Below are 20,293 nucleotides of genomic sequence, written 5' to 3' on the forward strand. Positions count from 1 at the left end.
ATCATTTCAAGAATTTATAGCCTATGCCCCACACGGTCTTGATGTGCTGGGGCTCTTTGGGGTTCTTCTCGATCTTTCTCCGAAGATTCGTAATATGGACGTCGATAGCCCTTTCGTTAACGAAGGAATCGATCCCACGTACGGAATTGAGCAGCTCTTCCCGACTGAATACGCGACCCGGGTACTGGGTAAAAAGTTTCATCATTTCGTATTCCGAGAACGTCGTCTCGATGATGTTGCCTTCCAGCACGATCGTACGTCGTTCCGTATTCAAGGCGATTCGGTCCAGGCTAGGAGGAACGCTCGTCTCCGAATCCGCTTGCGAGACGGATATTCGGCGCAATACGGCTTGGATTCTGACTTTCAATTCTTGAACGCTGTAGGGCTTCGTTAAATAGTCGTCCGCCCCCAAGCTAATCGCTTGAATCCGATCGGCGACCGTGTTCTTCATCGAAGTGACGATGATCGGAACGGTCGTTTTCTCGCGGAAAACGGTGCATAGAGCAGGCCCGTCCGCGTCCGGAAGCATTAAATCCAAGATGATGACCTCAGGCTTAAACTCGACGAGAGCGCGGAAGCCTTGTCCAGCCGACTCCACTCGGATGACATCGAACTGTTCTTCGGCCAAATACAAAGTCAGCATCTCGCCGAGAATTGGATCGTCTTCAATGACCAGAATCTTCGTCAATGCAAATCTCCACCTGTGTCTGAAATGTTAGCTAAACTAATACTTTTCTTATATTTATCAATGGACTGGAACACGATTTGAAGCTGGACGTCCAGCTCGTCGAGCAGCGCCATGCGGTCCTCGCGAGGAGTCTTCAGCGAGTCCTCCAAGCGGGTAGCCGCCGCATAGACTTCCTGTGCGGACAGATGGCTCGCCGCTCCCCGGAAGGTATGAAGAACGCGCCTTGTCCCGGCGAATTCTTCGGCTTCCAGCGACCGCCGCAGAGCCGGAATCAATTCCCGATAGCGCTCTTGAAACCGAGTCAGCATCGCGACATAGAAGGGAATTCGCCCATCCACCCGAACGATCGCATCGGCCACGTTCAGTCCTTCGAGCTTTAACGAGGCTTGGGGATCGGGCGCGCTTGCGGGCGCTTGTTCGCGAAGAGCAGCGCCGATCCAACGTTCCAGTACTTGCTTGAGATGAACCATCTCCACGGGCTTCGTCAACACTTCGTTCGCTCCCGCGGCCAGACAGCGATTGTGCTGTTCCATCGTCGTATCGGCCGTCTGGATCACGATCGGAATGCTCTTATACTCCGGGAACGAGCGTATCGTTCTCACGGCCGAGATGCCGTCTATTCCGGGCATGTGGAGATCCATCAGCACCAGATCGATCCTCGAGCCGATATCCTTGAGCAGCTCGAACGCTTCGTTCGCGTTCTCGGCCTCGTAAACCTCGCAGTGAAGGCTTCTTAACATCTTGGAAGCGATCATTCGGCTGATCTCGTGATCCTCGATAAGCAGAACGCTCGCCAGCTTGTCCAGAAGCCGGCCGTCCGACGAGCCTGTCCTCGGGGCATGCCCCCGAGCGGATTCTTGGCAGGAGCCGATCATCGGAAGCCGGAACCGGAACACGCTCCCTTGACCGTGTTCGCTTGCCGCTTCGAGCTGTCCGCCCATCAGCTCGACCAGCGTCTTGGAGATGACGAGGCCCAGTCCGGTTCCGCCATATTGACGTTGCAGGGTCGAATTCACCTGCCGATAAGGAATGAATAGCTGCATCAGCTGCTGCTCCGTCATCCCGATGCCGGTGTCCCTAACCGAGTAAAGCGCGTAAAGTTCGTTATTTTCCCCCCGTTCCAATTCGACTAGAAGCTCGATTTCTCCATGATCCGTAAATTTAATGGCATTGCTGGCCAGGTTGTAGAGAACTTGCTCGATTCTAACCGGATCTCCGAACAGCGTATCGGGAACGGCGCGATCCTTCGAAATGCGGATGGAGATCGGCTTGTTTCCGACAAGAGCAAGCATCATGTGCTTGAGGTGGTCCAGAGTGTGCTCCAAGCGGAACTCCACGTTCTCCATCGAGAGCTTGTCGGACTCCAGCTTGGAGAAATCGAGCAGATCGTTCAGCGTCCTCACCAGATTGCGGGAGATGACCCTGATTTGACTCAAGTATTCCTGCTGCTGCTTGCCCAGCTCCGAATCGTCCATCAACTGAGACAGCCCGATAACCGCATGAAGAGGGGTACGAATCTCGTGGCTGACGCGGGCGAGAAAGCCGCTCTTCGAACGATTCGATTGCTCGGCTTGCTCCATGGCCGCCTTATATTCCTCGGCCAGGCGAATCTGCGGGGATAAGTCCTTCATAACGACGGTGATGCAGCGTTCGTTATCGCAATCGAGCGAAGACAGGAGAGAAAGGGACGCATCGACGTTCGCCCGGGAATCGTCCGGTCTTCGAAGCTCTAGCGACAGCGAAACATAACCCGTGTCCATGACTTCCGCGATTCCTTGCTTCATTCGCAGCCCGCTGTTCGTCGTCAAATACTCATCTATGAAGATGGCCTCTTCCGTCAGATGATCGATCCCAAACAGGCGCTTCGCGGCCGGATTAACATACCGCATTCGTCCGGCGGAATCGACGAGCAGGACGGAATGGACGGAAGCGCTCATCATCGAACGGCGTCTTTCACGCTCGTTCTTCCTTTGCTTCTCAAGCTCCAGGATAGGTTGAAGCTTAAGGCGCATAACCCAATAAGACAACGAAGCGACAGCCGTCAGTACGATGCTTGCGGCCAAGGGGAAGAGCCAGAGGGGCTCCGCTTTGATGCCGGAAGCGATATCGCGATTAAGCCAGCCGATCAAAAAGAGAAACAATATCGACAGCGCGAGAAGGGGGATGAACATAGCCACCATTGTAAGCCTAAGCGATCTAGTCATGCAAATCCTCCTAGAAGTGTGAGCGAAACTAACAAATGATAAATAAGAATCAGGTAAAAAATTTAATGCTTTGTCCTTATCATAACGTAAGTAAGACATTTGTGAAGGGCAATAGGCCACAGTCCCCAGGAGGAAAGTAATGGATGAATGGAACCGTTCGCAGAAAAATGTTCTCCGTGTTCGCCTCGATTTTTCTTCTGTTTGCCCTTTCGGCAATCGTAAGCATTTTAGGGATTCGAGCGGAAAGAGAGCATGCAAAGGAGGTAACGACCCATTGGCTAAACGGGGTTGAGACCGTCAACCAAATCAAGGTCGGGCTGAGCCAGTTCCAGAACCAGTACTACCAGCTCATGCTGGAATCCGACGAGAACCAAAAAAGTACATACACGAACATGATGGGCACCCTGGTCGAATCCGTCGGACAGCTGGTCGATAGCTACGAGTCCGCCATTTCGAACGAAGAGGATCGTTCCAACTATGAGCTGCTGCGCCAGCATTGGGGAGAGTTCAGGAAGAGCTTCTCGGCCGCATCCGGCGGCTCGAACGGCCAAAGCTCGGAAGAGGCTTCGGCTCAAGGTGCGGTTTCTTTCCAACAGGCTAACGAAGTGCTCGACAGGATGATCGAATTCAACCATAACGGCGCCATGGAGAGCTCGGAGAAAGGGCAAGAGCAGTACCGGCTCGTTCTTCTCGTCACGATCGGCATTACCGTTCTGGCGTTGGTTCTGCTGGCGTCGATCGCGTTTATTCTCATCCGCAACATCACTCGTCCTTTGCTGGCGGCCCAAGAAGCGATGAGGAGAATCTCCTCCGGGGATCTGACCGTCGAGAAGATGGCCGTCAACCGCAAAGACGAATTCGGGAAAATGATGGAGTCGTTGAACGGCACCGTTCAGCATCTCAAAGCCTCGGTCGAGCGTATGCAGGATAGCGCGGGCGACGTAGCGTCCACGGCCGACCAGCTTTACGCCAGCTCGGATCAGAACACGAGCGCCTCTCAGCACGTGGCCGAGATGATCATGCAGGTCGCCTCCGATGCGGAGAAGCAGGCAGCGGTCACCGGGGAAATGGAACGGGTCGTCGAAGAGATGGCCGAAGGAGTGCAACGGATCGCGGAGACGACCTCCGAGGTGGCCGACCTTAGCGGCAGCGCGTCCCAATCGGCGGGAGACGGAGTTCGGCAAATTCGGCTTATCGTCGATCGAATGCAATCGTTGCGTCAGTCGGTTCAGCAAGCGAGCGCCGACTTGCGGAGAATGGAGGAGCAAGCCCGTCAGATCGGCCGATTCTCGGCTTTGATCGGCGAGATTGCCGCTCAGACTCACCTGCTCGCCCTGAATGCCGCAATCGAAGCGTCCCATGCGGGTGAGCACGGCTCCGGGTTCGCCGTCGTCGCAGGCGAAGTCCGCAAGCTGGCCGCCCAGACGGATGAGTCCGTACACAACATTACGGAATTATCGAAGGAAGTCGAAGCCAGCACCGTTCAAGCCGTCCTTACGATGAAGCGAGGGTTGGATGAAGTGCAACTGAGCGTTGCGGCTGTGGAGTCGGCGGAATCGACCCTCGATTCGCTGGCCCGATCGGCTCAGGACGTGAACCTTCGCATTCAAGAGGCGGCAGCCGCTGCCGAGCAGCTGTCGGCGAGCTCCGAAGAAGTAGCAGCCTCCATTGTCAGCATGGGAGAGCTGGCTAACAAGACCGCATCTACCGCCGAACAAGTCGCAGGGGCTACGGAACAGCAGCTGGCTTCAAGCGAGGAGATCTCGGCGTCCTCCCAGATGCTGTCGACGGTAGCCGCCGAGCTGCAGGATTTGGTCAGAACTTTCCGATTGGATATCACACACCCTCACAAATAGACGAAGGAGTCCACCACCCATGAAAATGCTCAATACTTTCTTTCCTACCGACAGCCAGAATTACGAAGCTCCGAACGTTCCGGTCAGCCTGCTGAACCCGCTCTTCATGTCCTTTGCCAAGAACTACCGACTGACGCCGAGAGAGACGCAAGTCATGCGAATTCTGGTGATCGAAGGTATGCGCAATGACGATATCGCGGCTCAGATGCACATCTCTCCCAAGACGTTGAAGAATCATCTGGCTTGCATGATGAAGAAGACGAATACCTATTCCTCCCGTTCTCTGCAAGCCCTGTTCTTCAACTACGTGCTCCGGTCGCTGCTGCCGACTGCATAGACAACAAACCTCCTCGCCATGGAAATGGCGAGGAGGTTTGTTTTATGTCGACGATTCCGAAGGAGGCTGTTGCTGGAGAGGCAAACGAACGACGAAGGTCGTCCCGACTCCGGGCTTGCTGGTTACGCTCACCGTTCCTTCGTGCATCTCCACGATCTTTTTGACGATGGACAGCCCCAGACCGCTGCCGCCCGCAGAGCGATTGCGCGACCGATCTACCTTGAAGAACCGTTCGAAGAGGTGAGGGAGATTGTGCTCATCGATGCCGATTCCGGTATCCGCGAAACTCGCCACCGCTTGATTGTCCTCCTGCTCCAGCTTGATCGTCAATTGACCGGAAGCGGGCGTGAATTTGATGCTGTTGTGCAGAAGGTTGCTCCAAACTTGATTAAGCAGCTCTTCGTCCGCGTTCACGACGAGCTCCTTCAATTGAACGTCGAGCTCCAATTGCTTCGCCTCCCATAGAGGCTCGCAAGAGAGGACGAGCTGCCGAAGCTGGCGGTCCAACCGGTAGCTGTGCGGCTGATAAGGATGATGCTGCGATTCGAGGGACGTCAGCTTAAGCAAATTGTCGCTTAACCGGGAGAGGCGATCGCTCTCGGTCTCGATGATCTCCAGATAATGCTGCCGCTGCTCGGGAGTCAGATCGTTGCCCTGCAGCGCTTGCGCGAACCCCTTGATCGCCGTCAACGGCGATTGAATCTCGTGGGACACGTTCGAGATGAACTCTTGCCGCATCTGCTCGAGCTGTCCGAGCTCGTTCGCCATCCGGTTCAGGTTGCGGATCAGCACGGAGAATTGCCCGGCGTAGCGGGGATCGGCCTCCAGGTTGACGTTGAAATCGCCTTTGGACATTCGCTGCATCGCGTCGATCATCATCGTGAAGACGTTGATCACCCGACGTCGACCCGGACGGAAGATCAGGCTGACCAGCTTCATCGCGAACCCGAACAGGAACAGGGAGATCACGATGGCGACGTACTCGCGAACCGTCGTGTGAATTCGACCGTATGCCCAATATTGATCGAGGAGCCGCGTCAGGAAATGCGCGGCCATCCAGCACAAGGAGAAGAACGCGAAGAAGCCGAGCACGCCGAACACCACGTGATACCACTTCGGCTGATGGCCGCCTTCGAACTCCTGGCGAAACGCTTGATGCTTCCTGCGTTCTTCGATACGCCGCCGCCGCTCCTCGATTCTCCGGCTTCGCTCCGCGAATCGTTGCTGCTTGGATGCGATCTTCCGTTCCAGTCGCTCAAGCCGCCGCTTTAAATGCTCCTCGTGCCGACTGATCCGATCATGAAAAGAAGAGTGGCCGCTGCGCCAATCGTCCCGAGGTCCGTCTTGCTTCAAGGGAGCACCTCCAGCCGATAGCCGAGGCCGCGAATGGTCGTGATGCGAAAGCCGTGCTCTTCTTCGGTGAAGCGTTCCCGAAGCCGCCGGATGTGCACGTCGACCGTGCGCTCGTCGCCTTCGTAATCGTACCCCCAGATTTGTTCGATGATCTGTTCTCTGGAGAAGGTCTTGCCCGGGTAGCTGCCGAGCTTGTAGAGCAGCTCGAATTCCTTGAGCGGAAGGGTATGGGCGACCCCGTCGACCGTAAGCTCGTATGTCTTATGGTTCAATTGGACGCGTCCGAGCTGCAACGACTGGGAGGTCGAGATATGGTAGCGGCGAAGCAGCGCCTTCACGCGGAACACGAGCTCGACCGGCTCGAACGGCTTCACGAGATAATCGTCGGTTCCCAGCTGAAAGCCTTTGACCTTCTGCGAGGTCTCGCCTTTGGCGGTCAGCATCAGGAGCGGAAAATCATAATGGGCTTTGAGCTCCGAGCACAATTCCCAGCCATCCATATTCGGCATCATGATATCGAGGATGGCCATATCCACCTGGGTGGACTCCAGAAGCGCAAGCGCCTCGACGCCGTCCGCCGCTTCCCGGATTTCGAAGCCTTCCCGCTCCAGAAAGACGCGCACCAGCTCCCGAATATGCGGATCATCGTCCACGATGAGTATTCTTGCCACGAATAACACCCCTTTGGTCTATCATAACTCAGCCGAGTCGACATAACGAGCTTCTTAACGAAACACGGATGGAACGACACCATCATGATCGAACAATATGAACTGAATATGAATTGTTCTATGTTACAATAGAGGAAGAAAGGGGGAGCGGATACCGGTGACAATCAGGAACGGGCAACCGGCGAGGGGCCGATTCGCTCCGACGCCGTCCGGACGAATGCATCTCGGCAATGCTTCCACCGCGCTGCTCGCCTGGCTTCAGACGAGAGCGGCCGGGGGAACGATGATTCTCCGCATGGAGGACTTGGACAGAGCCAGATGCAAACCCGCCTATTCGGAACTATTAATAGAAGAGATGCGTTGGCTCGGACTCGATTGGGACGAGGGTCCGGACGTCGGAGGACCGTACGGTCCTTATACGCAGAGCGAGCGTGGCGAGCTTTATCGGGATGCGATCGAACGGCTTAAGCAAGACGGGCGGCTGTATTTCTGCTACTGCAGCCGGGCTGAGCTGCTCATGATGGCGAACGCGCCTCATGGCTTGAAATCGGAGGGCTCGCCTCCCCGCTGCGGGTGCAGAGAACTTTCCGAGGAAGAGCGGCGAATAAGAGCCGAGATCAAGTCTCCGTCCTTACACTTCGCGATGCCCGATCGGGCGATCTCGTTCGCGGACGGCGTAGCCGGAGAGAGGACGTTCCTTAGCGCGGGAGATTTCGCGGTGCAGCGGGCCGACGGCATCGTCGGCTATCAGCTTGCCGTCGTCGTGGACGACATCGCCATGGGAATCACCGACGTCTTCCGGGGGTGGGACTTGCTCGATTCGACCCCTAGGCAGCTCGCCCTATTCGACGCTTTAGGCGCAGACGCTCCGCGTTACGCGCATGGACCCCTGTGGCTCGGCGACGACGGCAAGAGGCTCTCGAAGCGGCACGGCTCGGTCGCGTTGTCCGAGCTCCGGGCGGAGGGCATTGCCGCCGAGCGAATCGTCGGCCTGATCGCCTGGGCGACCGGCTTGATTCCGGAGCCGGAGGCGATGAAGCCGAGCGAGCTGCTTCCTCTGTGGTCGCCGGAGCATATCGCGCAAGAAGCGATCGCGCTTCCCGCTCATTGGATGGATTTGTTAAGGCAGCAATGAAGAGCAAAGAAGAGAGAGAAGGAGAGAGACGTACGATGGCGGAGCAACAAGAAACCTGGGGGATGGCCAGGCTGGACCGGCAAATTGCTTTTCTGATGGAGATCGATCGTTTAAAGACGGTGCTGCGGCGTACGTTGATTACCGACCGCAGCCGCCGGGAGAACACGGCGGAGCATTCCTGGCATATCACGCTGATGGCGATGACCCTTCACGAATATACGGCCGATCCGAAGCCGGACTTGAATCATACGATCAAGCTGCTCCTCGTCCATGATATCGTGGAGATCGATGCGGGCGACACCTTCGCTTACGATGTCCAGGGCTATACTGATAAAGAGGCCCGAGAGCAAGAGGCCGCGAACCGGATCTTCGGCTTGCTGCCGGAAGACCAAGCTTCGGAGCTGATGGCGCTCTGGCGCGAGTTCGAGGAGATGAGGACGCCCGAAGCAATCTTCGCGGCGGCGATCGATCGGCTTCAGCCGATGCTGCACAACTACTACACGGAAGGCTTCAGCTGGAAGGAGAACGGCATTCGCCTATCGCAAGCGCTGAAACGAATCGATTTCGTCGATCGAGTATCGCCGGTTCTGTCTTCCTTCATTAAAGACCTGCTGCAGAGGGCGCAAGTCAAAGGATTTCTGGAGGCGTAACTCTGGAGGCTTAACTCCAGAAAACATGCCGCTAAGCCATTAGGTTAGAGGAGGAGAAAGATGCCGTATTTGCTCGGCCGGAAAGTCATGCTTCGCGAATACCGCTATGAAGACCTCGTGCCGATCCGCCATTGGGTCAACGACCCTTCGATCGTGGAATCGCTGTCGGATATCTTCTTGATGCCTCAGACGGTCGAGGCGACGGAATCGTTCCTTCAGGCGATGATGGAACGCAAGCCGGATCGGGCCGGATTCGTCATCGCTCATGCCGACACGCAGCTTTATATCGGACAGATCAACCTGGACTCCATCGATTGGAAAAACCGGGTCGGCCGCATCGGCATCGTCATCGGCAATGCCGACGATCATGGGCAAGGCTACGGCACGGAAGCGATGAGGCTGCTGATCGACTATTCATTTCTCGATCTCGGGCTCAACCGGCTGGAGCTGGAGGTATACGACTTCAACGAACGCGGCATTCGCTGCTACCGCTCCTGCGGCTTCCGCGAGGAAGGGCGCTTGCGCGAGAGACAGTATAAGAAAGGCCGATATGTCGATGTTCTCGAGATGGGTCTGCTGCGTTCGGATTGGGAGGCAGCTAGGGCAGAATAGAAGGACTTCTTAATCCAGCAAAGCAACATAAGGCAAGGAGCTAACCGCCATTCGGAGAAGAATCTCGCGAATGGCGGTTTTTTTGCGAGCCGGATTGCTATGCGGATACGTCCGCTTGTTTTAGTAAAAAATGGTTCGTTTGGAGATACTACGCTTCTGGGATCGATCGATCCCTTATGCGATGCGATGGAGGAGAAAGCGTTCGATGAGGATCAAGAGTGTACAACAGCCGCATCAGGCAGAACTAAGCACGGAACTCTCCGCGAACGAGAAGGCTCTTCGGGAAGCCTTTCAAGCCTGCTCCGACATCGTGTTCCGTCCCATCTGCTTCAACCCCAAAATTCTATTGATATACGTGGACGGGTTAATCGATGCCCCGACGCTGGAGAAGGTCGTCATCAAGCCGATCCAGTACGAAGGAGGCTCCGGCGGCACGAACGAGGAGCCTCTCTCGGGGGAGGCCGTCCGGAACCGACTCGTCGCCCTCTCGCAGATCCAGACGGTATCCGAGATTGATAAGGTCATCGACGGCGTATTGAAGGCGAATATCGGACTATTGGTCGATGGGGATAACCGGGCGCTTATCGCGGATCTCAAGGGATTCGAATTCCGATCTATCGAAGAGCCGGCCGCGGAGATATCCGTTCGCGGACCGCGGGACGGATTCACGGAAACGCTGCGAATCAACACGAGCTTGATCCGCAGACGAATCCGGAATCCGAAGCTGAAGATGGAACCGATCGGGATCGGGCAATTTTCTCAAACGGATATCGTCATCTCTTATATAGAAGGAATCGTCTCGAATACGATTCTCGAGGAAGTCCGCAGCCGAATCGGCCGAATTCGTATCGATGGCGTATTGGAGTCGGGGTATATCGAGGAGTTCATCGAAGATTCCACTTGGTCTCCGTTCCCCCAAATCCAAAACACCGAACGCCCCGATATCGTATGCGCTGCCTTGCTGGAAGGGAAAGTCGCGATCCTTATCGACAACACGCCGTTCGTCTTGATCGTTCCGATGACCTTCTGGACCGGGCTGCAGGCCGTGGAGGATTATTACGAACGATCCATTTACACCACGTTTGTCCGGTTCGTGCGCTATTCCTTATTCAATATCGCGCTTCTGTTGCCTTCCTTGTACGTCGCGCTCTCTACCTTTCACCAACAACTGATCCCTACCAACTTGCTCATCAGCATCGCGAACTCCAGGGAAGGAGTGCCGTTTCCCACGTTCGTCGAAACGCTGCTCATGGAATTTATGTTCGAAGGGCTGAGAGAAGCGGGAATCCGCATGCCGAAGGCCGTCGGTTCGGCCGTCAGCATCGTGGGGGCGCTCGTCATCGGCCAATCCGCCGTGCAAGCGGGAATCGTGTCCGCTCCCGTCGTCATCATCGTCGCCACGACCGGGATCGCCTCGTTCGCCATTCCGCGCTATAACTTCGGGACGGCCTATCGGCTTCTTCGGTTCCCGGTGTTGGTATTGGCCGGATTGTTAGGCTTATACGGAATCGTGATCGGAGTCTTTCTCTTGATCATCCATCTTATCAACCTTAGTTCGTTCGGGGTTCCGTATATGAGCCCGGTAGTGCCTCAGGTGCCGAACGGGCTGAAGGATGTCTTTATTCGGGCGCCTAGATGGACGATGAACCGTCGGCCCGCCTTGTTCTCCGGACGCAACAAGACGCGCATTCCCAAGGGCCAGCAGCCGAGTCCTAAACGAGGGGGGGCAGGAGGATGATCGGGAAGCGGGCGGCAAGCGTCGGGTTGTTGCTCTCCCTATTGGTTACATCCGGCTGTTGGGACAGCTCGGAAGTCAACGATATCGCCATCGAACTTGCATGGGGGATCGACGCCGCCGACAACAATCGAATCCGGATCAGCGCCCAAACCATCGTCCCGTCGAAATTCAGCGGAGGATCGAATATGGGCACGGGTGGAGGAGGAGGGGGCAAAGGGAAGCCATATTTCGTCGTCTCGAGCGACGGCTTGAACACGCTCGATGCGGTGCAGCGAATGCAAACCAAGCTCTCCCGTCGCATGTTCAGAGGCCACCGGCGCGTCATCGTGATCGGAGAATCCATGGCCAGACGGGGAATCAAGGAAATCTTCGATACCTACAGCCGGGATCCGAATCTTAAGCTGAGGACGGATATGTTTATCGTAAAGGGAAGCACCGCGAATGATCTGCTTAACGTATCGTACCCTTTGGAGAATATCCCCGGACTCGGAGTGCTAGGGGAATATGGGCAGATGGGAACGCCTCAAGAGGTGGGGCTGTTGAATTTTTTGCTAGCCGCAACGAGCGACGGAGCATCCATGTGCTTGCCCACAATCGTAATCGGCATGAACAATGCCTCTCAAGGCGCGCAAGAGTCGGAGGTTCGCTCTAACGCGGACAAGGAAGAAGGCTTCCGAATTGCGGGCTCCGGCATTCTCGATAAAGAGTTGAAATTGGTCGGGTTTCTGAACCTGGAGGAATCTCGGGCCATGCGCTGGGTAACCGGGAATTTGAAGAAGCTGACGGTATCCGAACAGGTTCCGGGAGAAGACGGAAACGTCAGCATTGACCTCCAAAGGACGCGCAGCAGGATTCAACCGGCCATGCAGGGAGGCCGGTTGAAAATCCATATCACGTTAACGGGGAGAGGAGCCATTCGCGAAAACAACACCCGGCTGGATTTAACGCGGACGGCAAACATCAAAGAGCTTCAGAAAGCGTTGAATCGGCACGTGGAAGAAACGACTCTCCGAACGATCATGAAAGTGCAGCAGGAGTACGGTACCGATATTTTCGGCTTCAGCGATGTGATCCGCAGGAAAGACTTGTCGCTATGGAGATCGGTCAAAGACGATTGGGAAGAGGAGTTTCGGGCAGCCGAGGTAACCGTGAGCGCGAACCTGACGGTTCGGCGGATAGGCGTTACCGGGCCCGCGCTTCAATTAAACCCCAAGGAGATCAAGAAGTGAAGGTTTTACCGATCCAACGGCGCAGCACCGTCACGACGAGAAGGATCGCGGGAATGACGATGAGCATCGGAACCCATATATAAGGAACCAGAACTTCGAAGTGGTGCCGATAGATGTGCTCCGCAATGTTCCGGGACATCGTTAATCCAAGGAACAAGGAGACGGCGCATGCCGGAATGACGAACGGTTTGAAGCTTTTCCTATTCGTTAGCTGCTGAATCCCCATTACCGCCGCAAGCATGAGAGCTACGCTTTTTAAGAGCGCCGTCATCAAAAAATAAAGCACGCCGAGCATCTGCAGGTTCTCGATGAATTTGCCGATGCTGATTACGCTAAGCAGCGTGTAAAGAGGATAAAGGAAGCCGGCAAACAAGTTACCGAATACCATGATGGCCATCAAGTTGAAAACGGTGATCATGATTCCGGACAGGTACGTAGAGAGAAAGGTTATCTTCGGGACTTTGTCGGGGTTCTGCGTCAGCGGCCAGAACATGGCTAGAAATATCGTTTCCCCGAACGATTGGGTGATGCCGGGAGGGTAAACCGCTTTCCAGATAGGCCCCCATCCGTGTTCAAGAACGGGCAGAAGATGATGGACGTGCATGACGCCGGATCCCAAGAGGAGAATCCCTTCGATGCAGAACAAGATTAATACGATAGGCAGGAACATTTCTCCCAAGCGAGCGATTCCCGGAATGCCTCCGTAAACGCAATAGGCGACGACGATGGCAAACAATCCTGCAATGATACTAAGCGGCGTATTCGATAGCAGGGCGGTCGACACCATATCCCGGATATCCGCGATAATCCGTCCGACTTCATAAATATATAGAAGAGGGTATAGAAGCGCGATCGGCGTTCCGATCCACCGTCCGAATTGCGCGGGAAACCATTGAACGAGGGATAACCCCGGATTCAACTTCATTAAGGCGATGTAGACGAGAATAAGCAATGATCCCAAGAAGCAGGACGCAAGCTCGGCGATCCAGGCGTCCCGGCCGGCCGAGCCGCCGAAGCCGAAGATGATCGTCGTGCCCAATTGAAAGATGAAGGTAACCGCAAACAGCTGATAATTCGTGATTTTGTTCATCGCAAGCTCTCCATTCCTTGAATGCGGCCGTCATTCCGCCGAAGCATGGGCTATGCCTACCGTTAAGGCTTGGTTCAACCACATCGCTTCTTGTACGGGGGCGGATAGATCGGCTTGGCACTGGGCGATCACGATCACTTCCGGTTTTATCTTTAGACTGGGCTTCCCCTTGACGCTCATTAGGGAGTGGATTCCGAACCCCAAGAAGAAACCCGCGATGGCGGTGACCAATCCGGAAATGACCGGTCCCCATGGTAGCGTAAATCCCACGCTTGTTCCTATGACGGACAGGCCCGTTGCGACCGCGAAGCCGACTTCCACTCCTTTGGCCTTCAAATTATCCGCGCTTGGCTTATCCGCGCCCAAATCCCTCTTATCGCCGTCCATGCTGACGACAAGCAAATGATGACCGGATATTCCTAACTGTTCCAATTGATGAAGGGCTTGCTCGAGCTCGATCGAATGCTGAAAGGTTCCGATAACGATCATAAGGCTTCCCCTCGATCGCCAAAAAGTCGAACGGAGGAGGTACCGTACCGATTCCTTAGGTATTGTCGCTGCTCTAGGCAATAAAGCAGGTTGTGCTCCCTGGCTATTACATAAGCGTGGTACATGGAACCGCCGATGACGGAAGGCATGAATAATAACCAATGAGGGTGCAAGATGAGGACGGCTTCCTTCATCCGCCCATTGACGAGATAGATGATCGATTCATTGAGATGGGACAGCGTAATATAGATCCACCACCAAGTAATCGCATAGAAGCCGAGACCGATCCGGTGACTGTACAGCTGGCCGAAGCCGGGGAAAACGAAAGAGAAACCGACGCCTACCCAGGGGTTCTTCCGTTGAATGTATTGAACTTCGGAACGGTACAATCGAAAGACGGGAAGAGGAGCATTCTCCAGTCGCGCCACGTAGCAAACCTTGTTCTGATAAATGGCGGAACGGTAGCTGTCCCAGATCGCGATAAAAAACACGAGAATGTAGCCGAGAATCCACCGGGGCTCCAAGTCGGCTTTGGCTTGAGCGAATTTCCCGCAGAAGCTGTAAACCATCGCCTCGTTCAGATGGGACAACGTGTTGAAGACGACTTCCGATAAGGTTAGAAAAGTGCCTCTCAGGTATTGGTTCAGCAGAAAATGGCCGAAGCCGGGAAAAGCGGCGGACCACCACGCCACGATCAAAGGATTTCGCAAATGCAGAGAAGTGACGCCGTACTGATTTAACGAAGCCAAGGCGTAGCGGGGCGGGTTCATGAGACAATTAACGCTCCTTTAATCAGGATTGGCGTAGATGACGGCGCGTATCGGTAGCTATGATCCTCTCCCGACCATTCAAGCGAGCTATATCCTCCATTAGTTTTCCAATTCAATCCATTTTTTATTCCATCCGAGGGACATGTGCTTCCACTTATTTCTACCAATACTATTTTGTGAGATTCGAGCGAATTTGCTATAATTCTCTGGTATGCTAGTTTCATAGACCAGAGAGGAGCATGAAGCTATGATCAGAAGTTGGGGCAAGACGGCCATTGCGGCCGTCGCAGGAATATCGTTATTGTTGCCTATCTCCCAGGTTGCTCCCGTTGCGAACGCGGCAACGGCGGCTTCGAGCTCATCCATTCAAATCGTACTCGACAATTACCCGCTGCCGTTCGATTCGGCTCCCCGTATCGATAACGGCGTCACGCTTGTTCCCTTCCGCACGATCGCGGAAGCGCTCGGCATCGCGGTCGTATGGGATTCGGCTTCCAAGACGGTTGTCGCTGCCGGCAAGGATGCTAGCGGCAATGACGCCAAGGTCGTGCTGACGGTCGGCAGGAAGACAGCCCTAGTGAACGGGATAGAAGTCGCTTTGACTGCGGCTCCCGTCACGCAGCAAGGGCGAGTGCTTATTCCGATGGCGTTCTTCGGCCGCCAGTTCGGCGCGCAAGTCGATTGGGACGGCGCCAATAAAACCGTGCGAATTCAATCCCCTCAAAAGGAAATGCGCCTGATGGGGTATTATGCTATCAGTTCTTACGATCAAGTAAATCGGATCGATAGCTTGAATTCGGTCGCTTTCGGTTGGAGCCAGATCAACGCGAACGGCGAATTCACCACGGCCGAGAAGCCGTATCGGTGGCCTCAGGCAGACGGGGACGTGACTCCGGAGTCGATCGTGGAACGCGCCGAGGACAGCTATCTGATGGTGATCGGAGTGGACGGGGATCGACAGTTGACCAAGCTGTTCACCGATTCCGCCGCCAGGGACGCTTCCATTCAGCAGATGGTGGCGCAAGCGAAGGAGCATGGTTTTAAAGGCGTGATGCTCGATTACGAAGGACTGGGCTGGAAGGACGATCCGGCTGCCGCCCAGAAGCAGTTCAACGATTACGTGGCGCTGCTGTCCAAGCGGTTGAAGCAGGAAGGGCTCAAGCTGTCTCTTTCCCTTCAGCCCTTAAACGGCTCTTATAAGGGATATGATTATAAGACGCTCGCTAATTATGCGGATGAGCTTGTCATTATGGCTTATCAATACGTTGCCGATAAAACGCCGGAGCCGATCGGGAAAGTCGATGAAGCGATCAAACTCGCTCTTGAACGAGGGGTGCCGAAGAATAAGCTGCTGCTCGCCGTCAACATGGACAACGAGAACGAGACGACCGTCGGCGACAAGATCGGTCTAGCCAAGCGCTACGACTTGGCGGGGGTTGCGTTGTGGAGGCTCGGCATCTTGAGCCAAGCGGAGCTTAACGTCATCGACCGAAGCGTGACGAAGATCGGAGGATAACCCGGGCTTGCCTTACTCATTCATTCTAAATCACTATTTCGGGGATGTGCCTTACGTTTTGTCGGAAGGAGCCTCCGGCTACAACAACACGACTCGTTACATCGATAGCCGCGGAGAGCGGTTCGTCCTTCGGATCTATGAGACTCATCGCGATTCGGCCAAAATCCGCTTCGAGCACGCCGTTCTAATGAAGCTGGCTGAGCTGGACCTGCCGTTCCAGTCTCCGCGTCCTGTCGTGGATCGGGACGGGGCCAGCTTCCTCTGTCTGGAGGACGGACGCTTCGCTTGCTTGTTCCGCTACATGGAAGGCGTACGTCCGAACAGCAGAGAGCGCGCGGTCGCCGGAGCCGTCGGCGATACGGTCGGAAGGTTAAGCCGGGCCTTATCGGAGATTGAGCCGGAGCAAGCTCCCGAATATCCCCCGTATTACGAGATGGACCTCGCCCATCCGTCCTGCAGCCTTGATACGATCCGAAGCTTCAGCGAGCAGCCGCCTCCGGAATTTGCCGATTTGGCCGTGCAGCTTCAAGAGGTGCTGGCCGAGCTGGAGCGATTCCGGACGTTTCTGCCCGGGCTGAGACGGCTGCCTCACCAGCTCGTTCACGGCGACGTTAACGATTCCAATCTCTTGGCCGAGACCGGTAACAAGGAGCGAATACGGGCGGTACTGGATTTCGAATTCTGCACGAACGATCTTCGCGCGATGGAGCCGGCCGTCGTGCTCTCCGGCATGCTGGAGGGAGAAGGAAGCCGCGAGACGATCCCGGCCTTTCTCGCCGGCTTCTCCGCGATCGTACGGTTGACGGAGCCGGAAGCGGAAGCGATTCCTCTGTTGATTAAACTGAGGAAGCTGGACGTCTTCGTGCATTTTCTTGGGAGATATCTCGACGGGGTGGATGGGCCGGCGGTATTGCGGGAGCAGATTGAAGACGCCGCGCAAGGCTTGACCAAGCTGCGAGGGATGGAGGAGCGTCTTAGGGATTGGTGCCGGGCCCTCTCGTAGAGATAAAGAAAGACGGCCGAATCAATCGGCCGTCCTCGGCTTGTCGATGGCTTGCTCCATCGTCTTGTCCGTCAAGTGGGCGTAGATCTGCGTCGTCTCCGGAGACGCGTGCCCCAGCTGTTCTTGGGTCTTATAGAGATCGTTCCGGAGGTAATAGTCGGTCGCGAACGAGTGCCGCAGCTTATGGACGGACAAATAAGGCTTGCCGAACCGCTTGGCGTACTTGATGACCATCTCTTGAATGGCGCGCTTGGTCATCCGAGAGCCTTCTTTCTTGCCGTTGGCGATGGCGAGGAAGAGGGCTTTCTCGCGTTTGGGCGCATGATACCGGAGTTCGCGCTGCTCCAGGTAAGCCTCGAGGTCGGCGATGGCGTCCTGACGGAAAAACACGGGCGTTTTGAACGTATCGTCGTTTTTCCCTTTGCGGTATACGTAAGTTAGCTTTTTTTTGAGATCCAGGTCGTCGACGTTCAGGTTCACCAGCTCCGATACCCGAAGGCCGGAATTGAGAATCAGGCTTACGATGCACGCGTCCCGGATATGGTTCAGCTCGTGGGCGTACAAGGCTTGCTTGTTCGCGGCGACGTCCTGGGCGTAGTCGGCATGGATATATCGGATGAATTCGGCGATTTCTTCTTCCTGCAGAAGCTTGCCCTCCAGCTTGGCCGCGGTATCCTTCGGCTTGTTCGTCCGTTTGATGGACAGCTTCGCCATGACGTTGCGCTTGAGCAGCGGGTAGAAATTCTCGTCCTCGGCTATCTGGCTGAGATAATGGAAAAGCGAGCGAAGGGAGGAGAGCTTGCGCGAGATCGTCGTCCGGCTGTTCGCGTTCTCCGTCTTCGTCGACAGGTACATGCGAAAGTTGTCCACGCTCTCCATATGAAGCCGCTCCAGATCCTCGATCGGAATATCTCCGATCTTCTGCGCGCTCGTCAAGCCTTCGGCCATCAGCCAGGAGAAGAAGGTCTCGTAGTCCCGAACGTACTCCAGCAAGGAAGAAGGGGAGAGGTCCGGCAGCTTGTAATTGATAAACTTCTCCACGTACCAAGGCATGGCAGGCACGCGTTTGTCGAGCTCTTCTCTGTCTTTTCTTTTCTGCAGATTCATTCGATCACCCGTGGAGATAATGATTTTAATAGTATAACATGGAAGCACCGCCCAATCGTTAACGCTCTAAAATAAATCGCGGATTGGGATGGATAAGGAGGAAGATAAGAATGGCAATCGTCCAAGTGACCGTCGTTCCGCTGGGAACGGGAAGCCCGAGCGTCGGCGAGTATGTCGCCGCGATAAAGAAAGAGCTCGATCAAGCGAAAGAGCCTATCCGATATCAACTGACTCCGATGAGCACCATTATCGAAGGCGAGCTGGACGACCTGCTCGCCGTAATAAGGAGGTTGCACGAGGTGCCGTTCCGAGAAGGGGCTCAGCGCGTCTCTACTTCCATTACAATTGACGACCGCCGCGACAAGAAGGGAACGATGGAGCAGAAGCTGGCATCCGTTGAGGAGAAGCTTGGTCGATAACTTCTCGTAACTTTCGGAAGCGCTCCATCGTCTGATGGGTAACGACATTAGATAATGGGGGCGAATCTTATGATCGGCAGCAAGCGGAGGCTTCTTGGGTTAATGGCATTAACGATCTTGTTTGTCGGCGGATGCGGAGACGGACCTCGCATGTTCTCCTCCGGCAAGCCCGACTATGACTCTCTTAGCGCAAGGCTGATGGGCAAGGGCTTCGAGGAGACGCTCGCGAAAGCCGAGGTCAAGGCGCTGAGCTCTTCGGGCTCGGAGGACGAGGTCGAGCTTCAAGTAAGAAGGATCGGGGACGTGCGCAAGCCTCTGGACGAGGAGGATCTTCGGAGAGTCGAGCAAGCGATCTATGACGAAGTCGGGTACAAGTTCAATTTGGAGCTCAGCGCGCTCGACGTCGGCGGCGAACCGAATACGCAAGGACGCGTGACAGCCATCGATGGTACCCGCTTGCTGATCGTGGACGAGGAGCGCAGGATCGGCGTCGATAAATCCCCGGATGCCGCCTGGTATAACTTCAATACGGCGGATGCGAGCTTGAAGCTTGCGGACGGAACCGACATTGCTCTATCCGATATCCGGATCGGCTACCGCGTGCAAGCATGGGGTGAGGGTCTCATGCTGACCAGCTATCCGGGAATGACGTCGGGACTCGCGCTGGACGTGCTGGATAGAGATCCGGGGGAGCCGGAGATGACGGGAGCAGTGAAAGAATTCCACCTGTCCGATAGTCCCGGCGAGGAGAATTATCTGATGGTTGGGGTAGACAAGGTCATTCTGACCGAATTCACCCAATATCTAGTGTCGGGGAATCATGCTTCCGAAGAGCGGATCCATGTCGGCGACAAGGTGGAGATTCGGACGACAAGACTATCCGAATTCATTGGCGGACAGATCACGGCCTCGCAGATTAACGTCGTTTAACGCATTTTACCTCTACTTCACAATTCGTGGCGAAGCCGCTCGTCCCAATCAGGGAGCGGCTTCTTGCTTTTTTCGTTCGAATATGTTGCTTTGACTAGCGAACAATAGAGTGATAAACTCATTTCTCGTGACTAGGATTCCGGATTTAGGACTCCAGGCTTATGGACAATTTTCTTGAGCAAGAAACCGAGATAAACCGTTGACACCCACAAAATATTGATTTAAATTTAGAACTACGAACTACATATAGTCGGTGTGAGTGCCTTGGACTTCGACAAGATTCAAGGCGCAAGAGGGAAGCCGGTTCGAATCCGGCGCGGTCCCGCCACTGTGAAGGCAGAGTTTCTCTACTAGATATAGAGAGACTCGGGCCTCAGCCAGAGACCCGCTCATGCCGAGAGACACACCCCCTCCTACGATGGATAGGAGCGTGTCCGATACGTCCTGCCAGGCATTCGAGGAGGAATACCTCCCCGTTACAAGCCATGGACGCGTT

The 20,293-nt window shown here is 55.2% G+C and carries 19 protein-coding genes and 1 riboswitch; of the genes, 11 read left to right on the plus strand and 8 right to left on the minus strand.

Going from position 1 to position 20,293, the window contains the following annotated elements:
* Position 1 precedes the first annotated feature (1 nt).
* Positions 2 to 688, minus strand: a complete 687-nt coding sequence (locus H7B67_RS23040) for a response regulator transcription factor (protein ID WP_185122206.1) — start codon at positions 686 to 688, stop codon at positions 2 to 4.
* On the minus strand, positions 685 to 2,892 hold the full coding sequence (locus tag H7B67_RS23045; protein ID WP_185122207.1) for an ATP-binding protein: 2,208 nt from the start codon (positions 2,890 to 2,892) through the stop codon (positions 685 to 687). Before H7B67_RS23045 ends, H7B67_RS23040 begins: the two co-directional genes overlap by 4 nt.
* A gap of 143 nt (positions 2,893 to 3,035) precedes the next feature.
* Between H7B67_RS23045 and H7B67_RS23050 the strand changes: the two genes are divergently transcribed.
* Entirely contained in the window at positions 3,036 to 4,748 is a 1,713-nt protein-coding gene (locus H7B67_RS23050; protein WP_185122208.1) for a methyl-accepting chemotaxis protein, read from the plus strand.
* A gap of 19 nt (positions 4,749 to 4,767) precedes the next feature.
* Positions 4,768 to 5,085 (plus strand): helix-turn-helix transcriptional regulator, encoded by a 318-nt coding sequence (locus tag H7B67_RS23055; protein ID WP_185122209.1) that lies wholly within the window; start codon positions 4,768 to 4,770, stop codon positions 5,083 to 5,085.
* 42 nt (positions 5,086 to 5,127) lie between these two features.
* Here the strand turns inward: H7B67_RS23055 and H7B67_RS23060 are convergent, their stop codons facing one another.
* A complete protein-coding gene (locus H7B67_RS23060) occupies positions 5,128 to 6,438 on the minus strand; it encodes a sensor histidine kinase (RefSeq protein WP_245363366.1) in 1,311 nt (436 codons plus the stop codon).
* The gene (locus H7B67_RS23065; RefSeq protein WP_185122210.1) at positions 6,435 to 7,109 is read right to left on the minus strand and encodes a response regulator; all 675 of its coding nucleotides are present in this window, start codon (positions 7,107 to 7,109) and stop codon (positions 6,435 to 6,437) included. Before H7B67_RS23065 ends, H7B67_RS23060 begins: the two co-directional genes overlap by 4 nt.
* A 157-nt stretch (positions 7,110 to 7,266) precedes the next feature.
* Here H7B67_RS23065 and gluQRS point away from each other — a divergent pair, with 157 nt between their 5' ends.
* The 5 genes from gluQRS (at position 7,267) to H7B67_RS23090 (ending at position 12,473) form a co-directional block, all read left to right on the plus strand.
* Positions 7,267 to 8,244, plus strand: a complete 978-nt coding sequence (gene gluQRS / locus H7B67_RS23070) for a tRNA glutamyl-Q(34) synthetase GluQRS (protein WP_342592423.1) — start codon at positions 7,267 to 7,269, stop codon at positions 8,242 to 8,244.
* Between the two features lie 35 nt (positions 8,245 to 8,279).
* Positions 8,280 to 8,894, plus strand: coding sequence for an HD domain-containing protein (locus H7B67_RS23075; RefSeq protein ID WP_245363364.1), 615 nt, complete (start codon positions 8,280 to 8,282; stop codon positions 8,892 to 8,894).
* A gap of 60 nt (positions 8,895 to 8,954) precedes the next feature.
* On the plus strand, positions 8,955 to 9,506 hold the full coding sequence (locus tag H7B67_RS23080) for a GNAT family N-acetyltransferase (RefSeq protein ID WP_185122211.1): 552 nt from the start codon (positions 8,955 to 8,957) through the stop codon (positions 9,504 to 9,506).
* 205 nt (positions 9,507 to 9,711) lie between these two features.
* Positions 9,712 to 11,244, plus strand: a complete 1,533-nt coding sequence (locus H7B67_RS23085) for a spore germination protein (RefSeq protein ID WP_245363363.1) — start codon at positions 9,712 to 9,714, stop codon at positions 11,242 to 11,244.
* Complete coding sequence (locus H7B67_RS23090; RefSeq protein ID WP_185122213.1) at positions 11,241 to 12,473, plus strand: Ger(x)C family spore germination protein; 1,233 nt, start codon at positions 11,241 to 11,243, stop codon at positions 12,471 to 12,473. Before H7B67_RS23085 ends, H7B67_RS23090 begins: the two co-directional genes overlap by 4 nt.
* Here the strand turns inward: H7B67_RS23090 and H7B67_RS23095 are convergent.
* From H7B67_RS23095 to H7B67_RS23105, 3 genes are read right to left on the minus strand one after another with little or no spacing between them, the layout of a single operon-like run.
* The gene (locus H7B67_RS23095) at positions 12,463 to 13,563 is read right to left on the minus strand and encodes a GerAB/ArcD/ProY family transporter (RefSeq protein ID WP_185122214.1); all 1,101 of its coding nucleotides are present in this window, start codon (positions 13,561 to 13,563) and stop codon (positions 12,463 to 12,465) included. The two genes, H7B67_RS23090 and H7B67_RS23095, sit on opposite strands and share 11 nt — an antisense overlap.
* A 30-nt stretch (positions 13,564 to 13,593) precedes the next feature.
* Positions 13,594 to 14,052 (minus strand): hypothetical protein, encoded by a 459-nt coding sequence (locus H7B67_RS23100; RefSeq protein WP_185122215.1) that lies wholly within the window; start codon positions 14,050 to 14,052, stop codon positions 13,594 to 13,596.
* Complete coding sequence (locus tag H7B67_RS23105) at positions 14,049 to 14,822, minus strand: hypothetical protein (RefSeq protein WP_185122216.1); 774 nt, start codon at positions 14,820 to 14,822, stop codon at positions 14,049 to 14,051. The genes H7B67_RS23100 and H7B67_RS23105 overlap by 4 nt, the downstream gene beginning before the upstream one ends.
* Before the next feature lie 247 nt (positions 14,823 to 15,069).
* Between H7B67_RS23105 and H7B67_RS23110 the strand changes: the two genes are divergently transcribed.
* Positions 15,070 to 16,338 carry a stalk domain-containing protein gene (locus H7B67_RS23110; protein WP_185122217.1) on the plus strand — a complete coding sequence of 423 codons (1,269 nt, stop codon included), beginning with the start codon at positions 15,070 to 15,072 and terminating at the stop codon, positions 16,336 to 16,338.
* A 7-nt stretch (positions 16,339 to 16,345) separates the two neighbouring features.
* Entirely contained in the window at positions 16,346 to 17,341 is a 996-nt protein-coding gene (locus H7B67_RS23115) for a phosphotransferase (RefSeq protein WP_185122218.1), read from the plus strand.
* 21 nt (positions 17,342 to 17,362) lie between these two features.
* Here H7B67_RS23115 and xerS read toward each other — a convergent pair whose 3' ends face one another.
* A complete protein-coding gene (gene xerS, locus H7B67_RS23120; RefSeq protein ID WP_185122219.1) occupies positions 17,363 to 18,448 on the minus strand; it encodes a tyrosine recombinase XerS in 1,086 nt (361 codons plus the stop codon).
* Between the two features lie 110 nt (positions 18,449 to 18,558).
* Between xerS and H7B67_RS23125 the strand changes: the two genes are divergently transcribed.
* Positions 18,559 to 18,867: an MTH1187 family thiamine-binding protein gene (locus tag H7B67_RS23125; protein WP_185122220.1), complete on the plus strand. Its 309-nt coding sequence runs from the start codon at positions 18,559 to 18,561 to the stop codon at positions 18,865 to 18,867.
* A gap of 102 nt (positions 18,868 to 18,969) precedes the next feature.
* A complete protein-coding gene (locus H7B67_RS23130) occupies positions 18,970 to 19,797 on the plus strand; it encodes a hypothetical protein (RefSeq protein ID WP_185122221.1) in 828 nt (275 codons plus the stop codon).
* A gap of 240 nt (positions 19,798 to 20,037) precedes the next feature.
* A riboswitch (cobalamin riboswitch) is annotated at positions 20,038 to 20,204 on the plus strand.
* Positions 20,205 to 20,293 lie beyond the last annotated feature (89 nt).

Origin of the sequence: Cohnella thailandensis (assembly GCF_014212135.1) — a bacterium.
Classification (GTDB): Bacteria; Bacillota; Bacilli; order Paenibacillales; family Paenibacillaceae; genus Cohnella; species Cohnella thailandensis.

Bases quoted from the DNA above. Each gene is read 5' to 3' on its own strand.
- H7B67_RS23085 (WP_245363363.1), top strand. From the start codon at position 9,712: ATGAGGATCAAGAGTGTACAACAGCCGCATCAGGCAGAACTAAGCACG.
- H7B67_RS23055 (WP_185122209.1), top strand. From the start codon at position 4,768: ATGAAAATGCTCAATACTTTCTTTCCTACCGACAGCCAGAATTACGAA.
- H7B67_RS23045 (WP_185122207.1), bottom strand. From the start codon at position 2,892: ATGACTAGATCGCTTAGGCTTACAATGGTGGCTATGTTCATCCCCCTT.
- H7B67_RS23125 (WP_185122220.1), top strand. From the start codon at position 18,559: ATGGCAATCGTCCAAGTGACCGTCGTTCCGCTGGGAACGGGAAGCCCG.
- H7B67_RS23100 (WP_185122215.1), bottom strand. From the start codon at position 14,052: ATGATCGTTATCGGAACCTTTCAGCATTCGATCGAGCTCGAGCAAGCC.
- H7B67_RS23105 (WP_185122216.1), bottom strand. From the start codon at position 14,822: ATGAACCCGCCCCGCTACGCCTTGGCTTCGTTAAATCAGTACGGCGTC.
- H7B67_RS23075 (WP_245363364.1), top strand. From the start codon at position 8,280: ATGGCGGAGCAACAAGAAACCTGGGGGATGGCCAGGCTGGACCGGCAA.
- H7B67_RS23090 (WP_185122213.1), top strand. From the start codon at position 11,241: ATGATCGGGAAGCGGGCGGCAAGCGTCGGGTTGTTGCTCTCCCTATTG.
- H7B67_RS23110 (WP_185122217.1), top strand. From the start codon at position 15,070: ATGATCAGAAGTTGGGGCAAGACGGCCATTGCGGCCGTCGCAGGAATA.
- H7B67_RS23130 (WP_185122221.1), top strand. From the start codon at position 18,970: ATGGCATTAACGATCTTGTTTGTCGGCGGATGCGGAGACGGACCTCGC.
- xerS (WP_185122219.1), bottom strand. From the start codon at position 18,448: ATGAATCTGCAGAAAAGAAAAGACAGAGAAGAGCTCGACAAACGCGTG.
- H7B67_RS23080 (WP_185122211.1), top strand. From the start codon at position 8,955: ATGCCGTATTTGCTCGGCCGGAAAGTCATGCTTCGCGAATACCGCTAT.
- H7B67_RS23050 (WP_185122208.1), top strand. From the start codon at position 3,036: ATGAATGGAACCGTTCGCAGAAAAATGTTCTCCGTGTTCGCCTCGATT.
- H7B67_RS23095 (WP_185122214.1), bottom strand. From the start codon at position 13,563: ATGAACAAAATCACGAATTATCAGCTGTTTGCGGTTACCTTCATCTTT.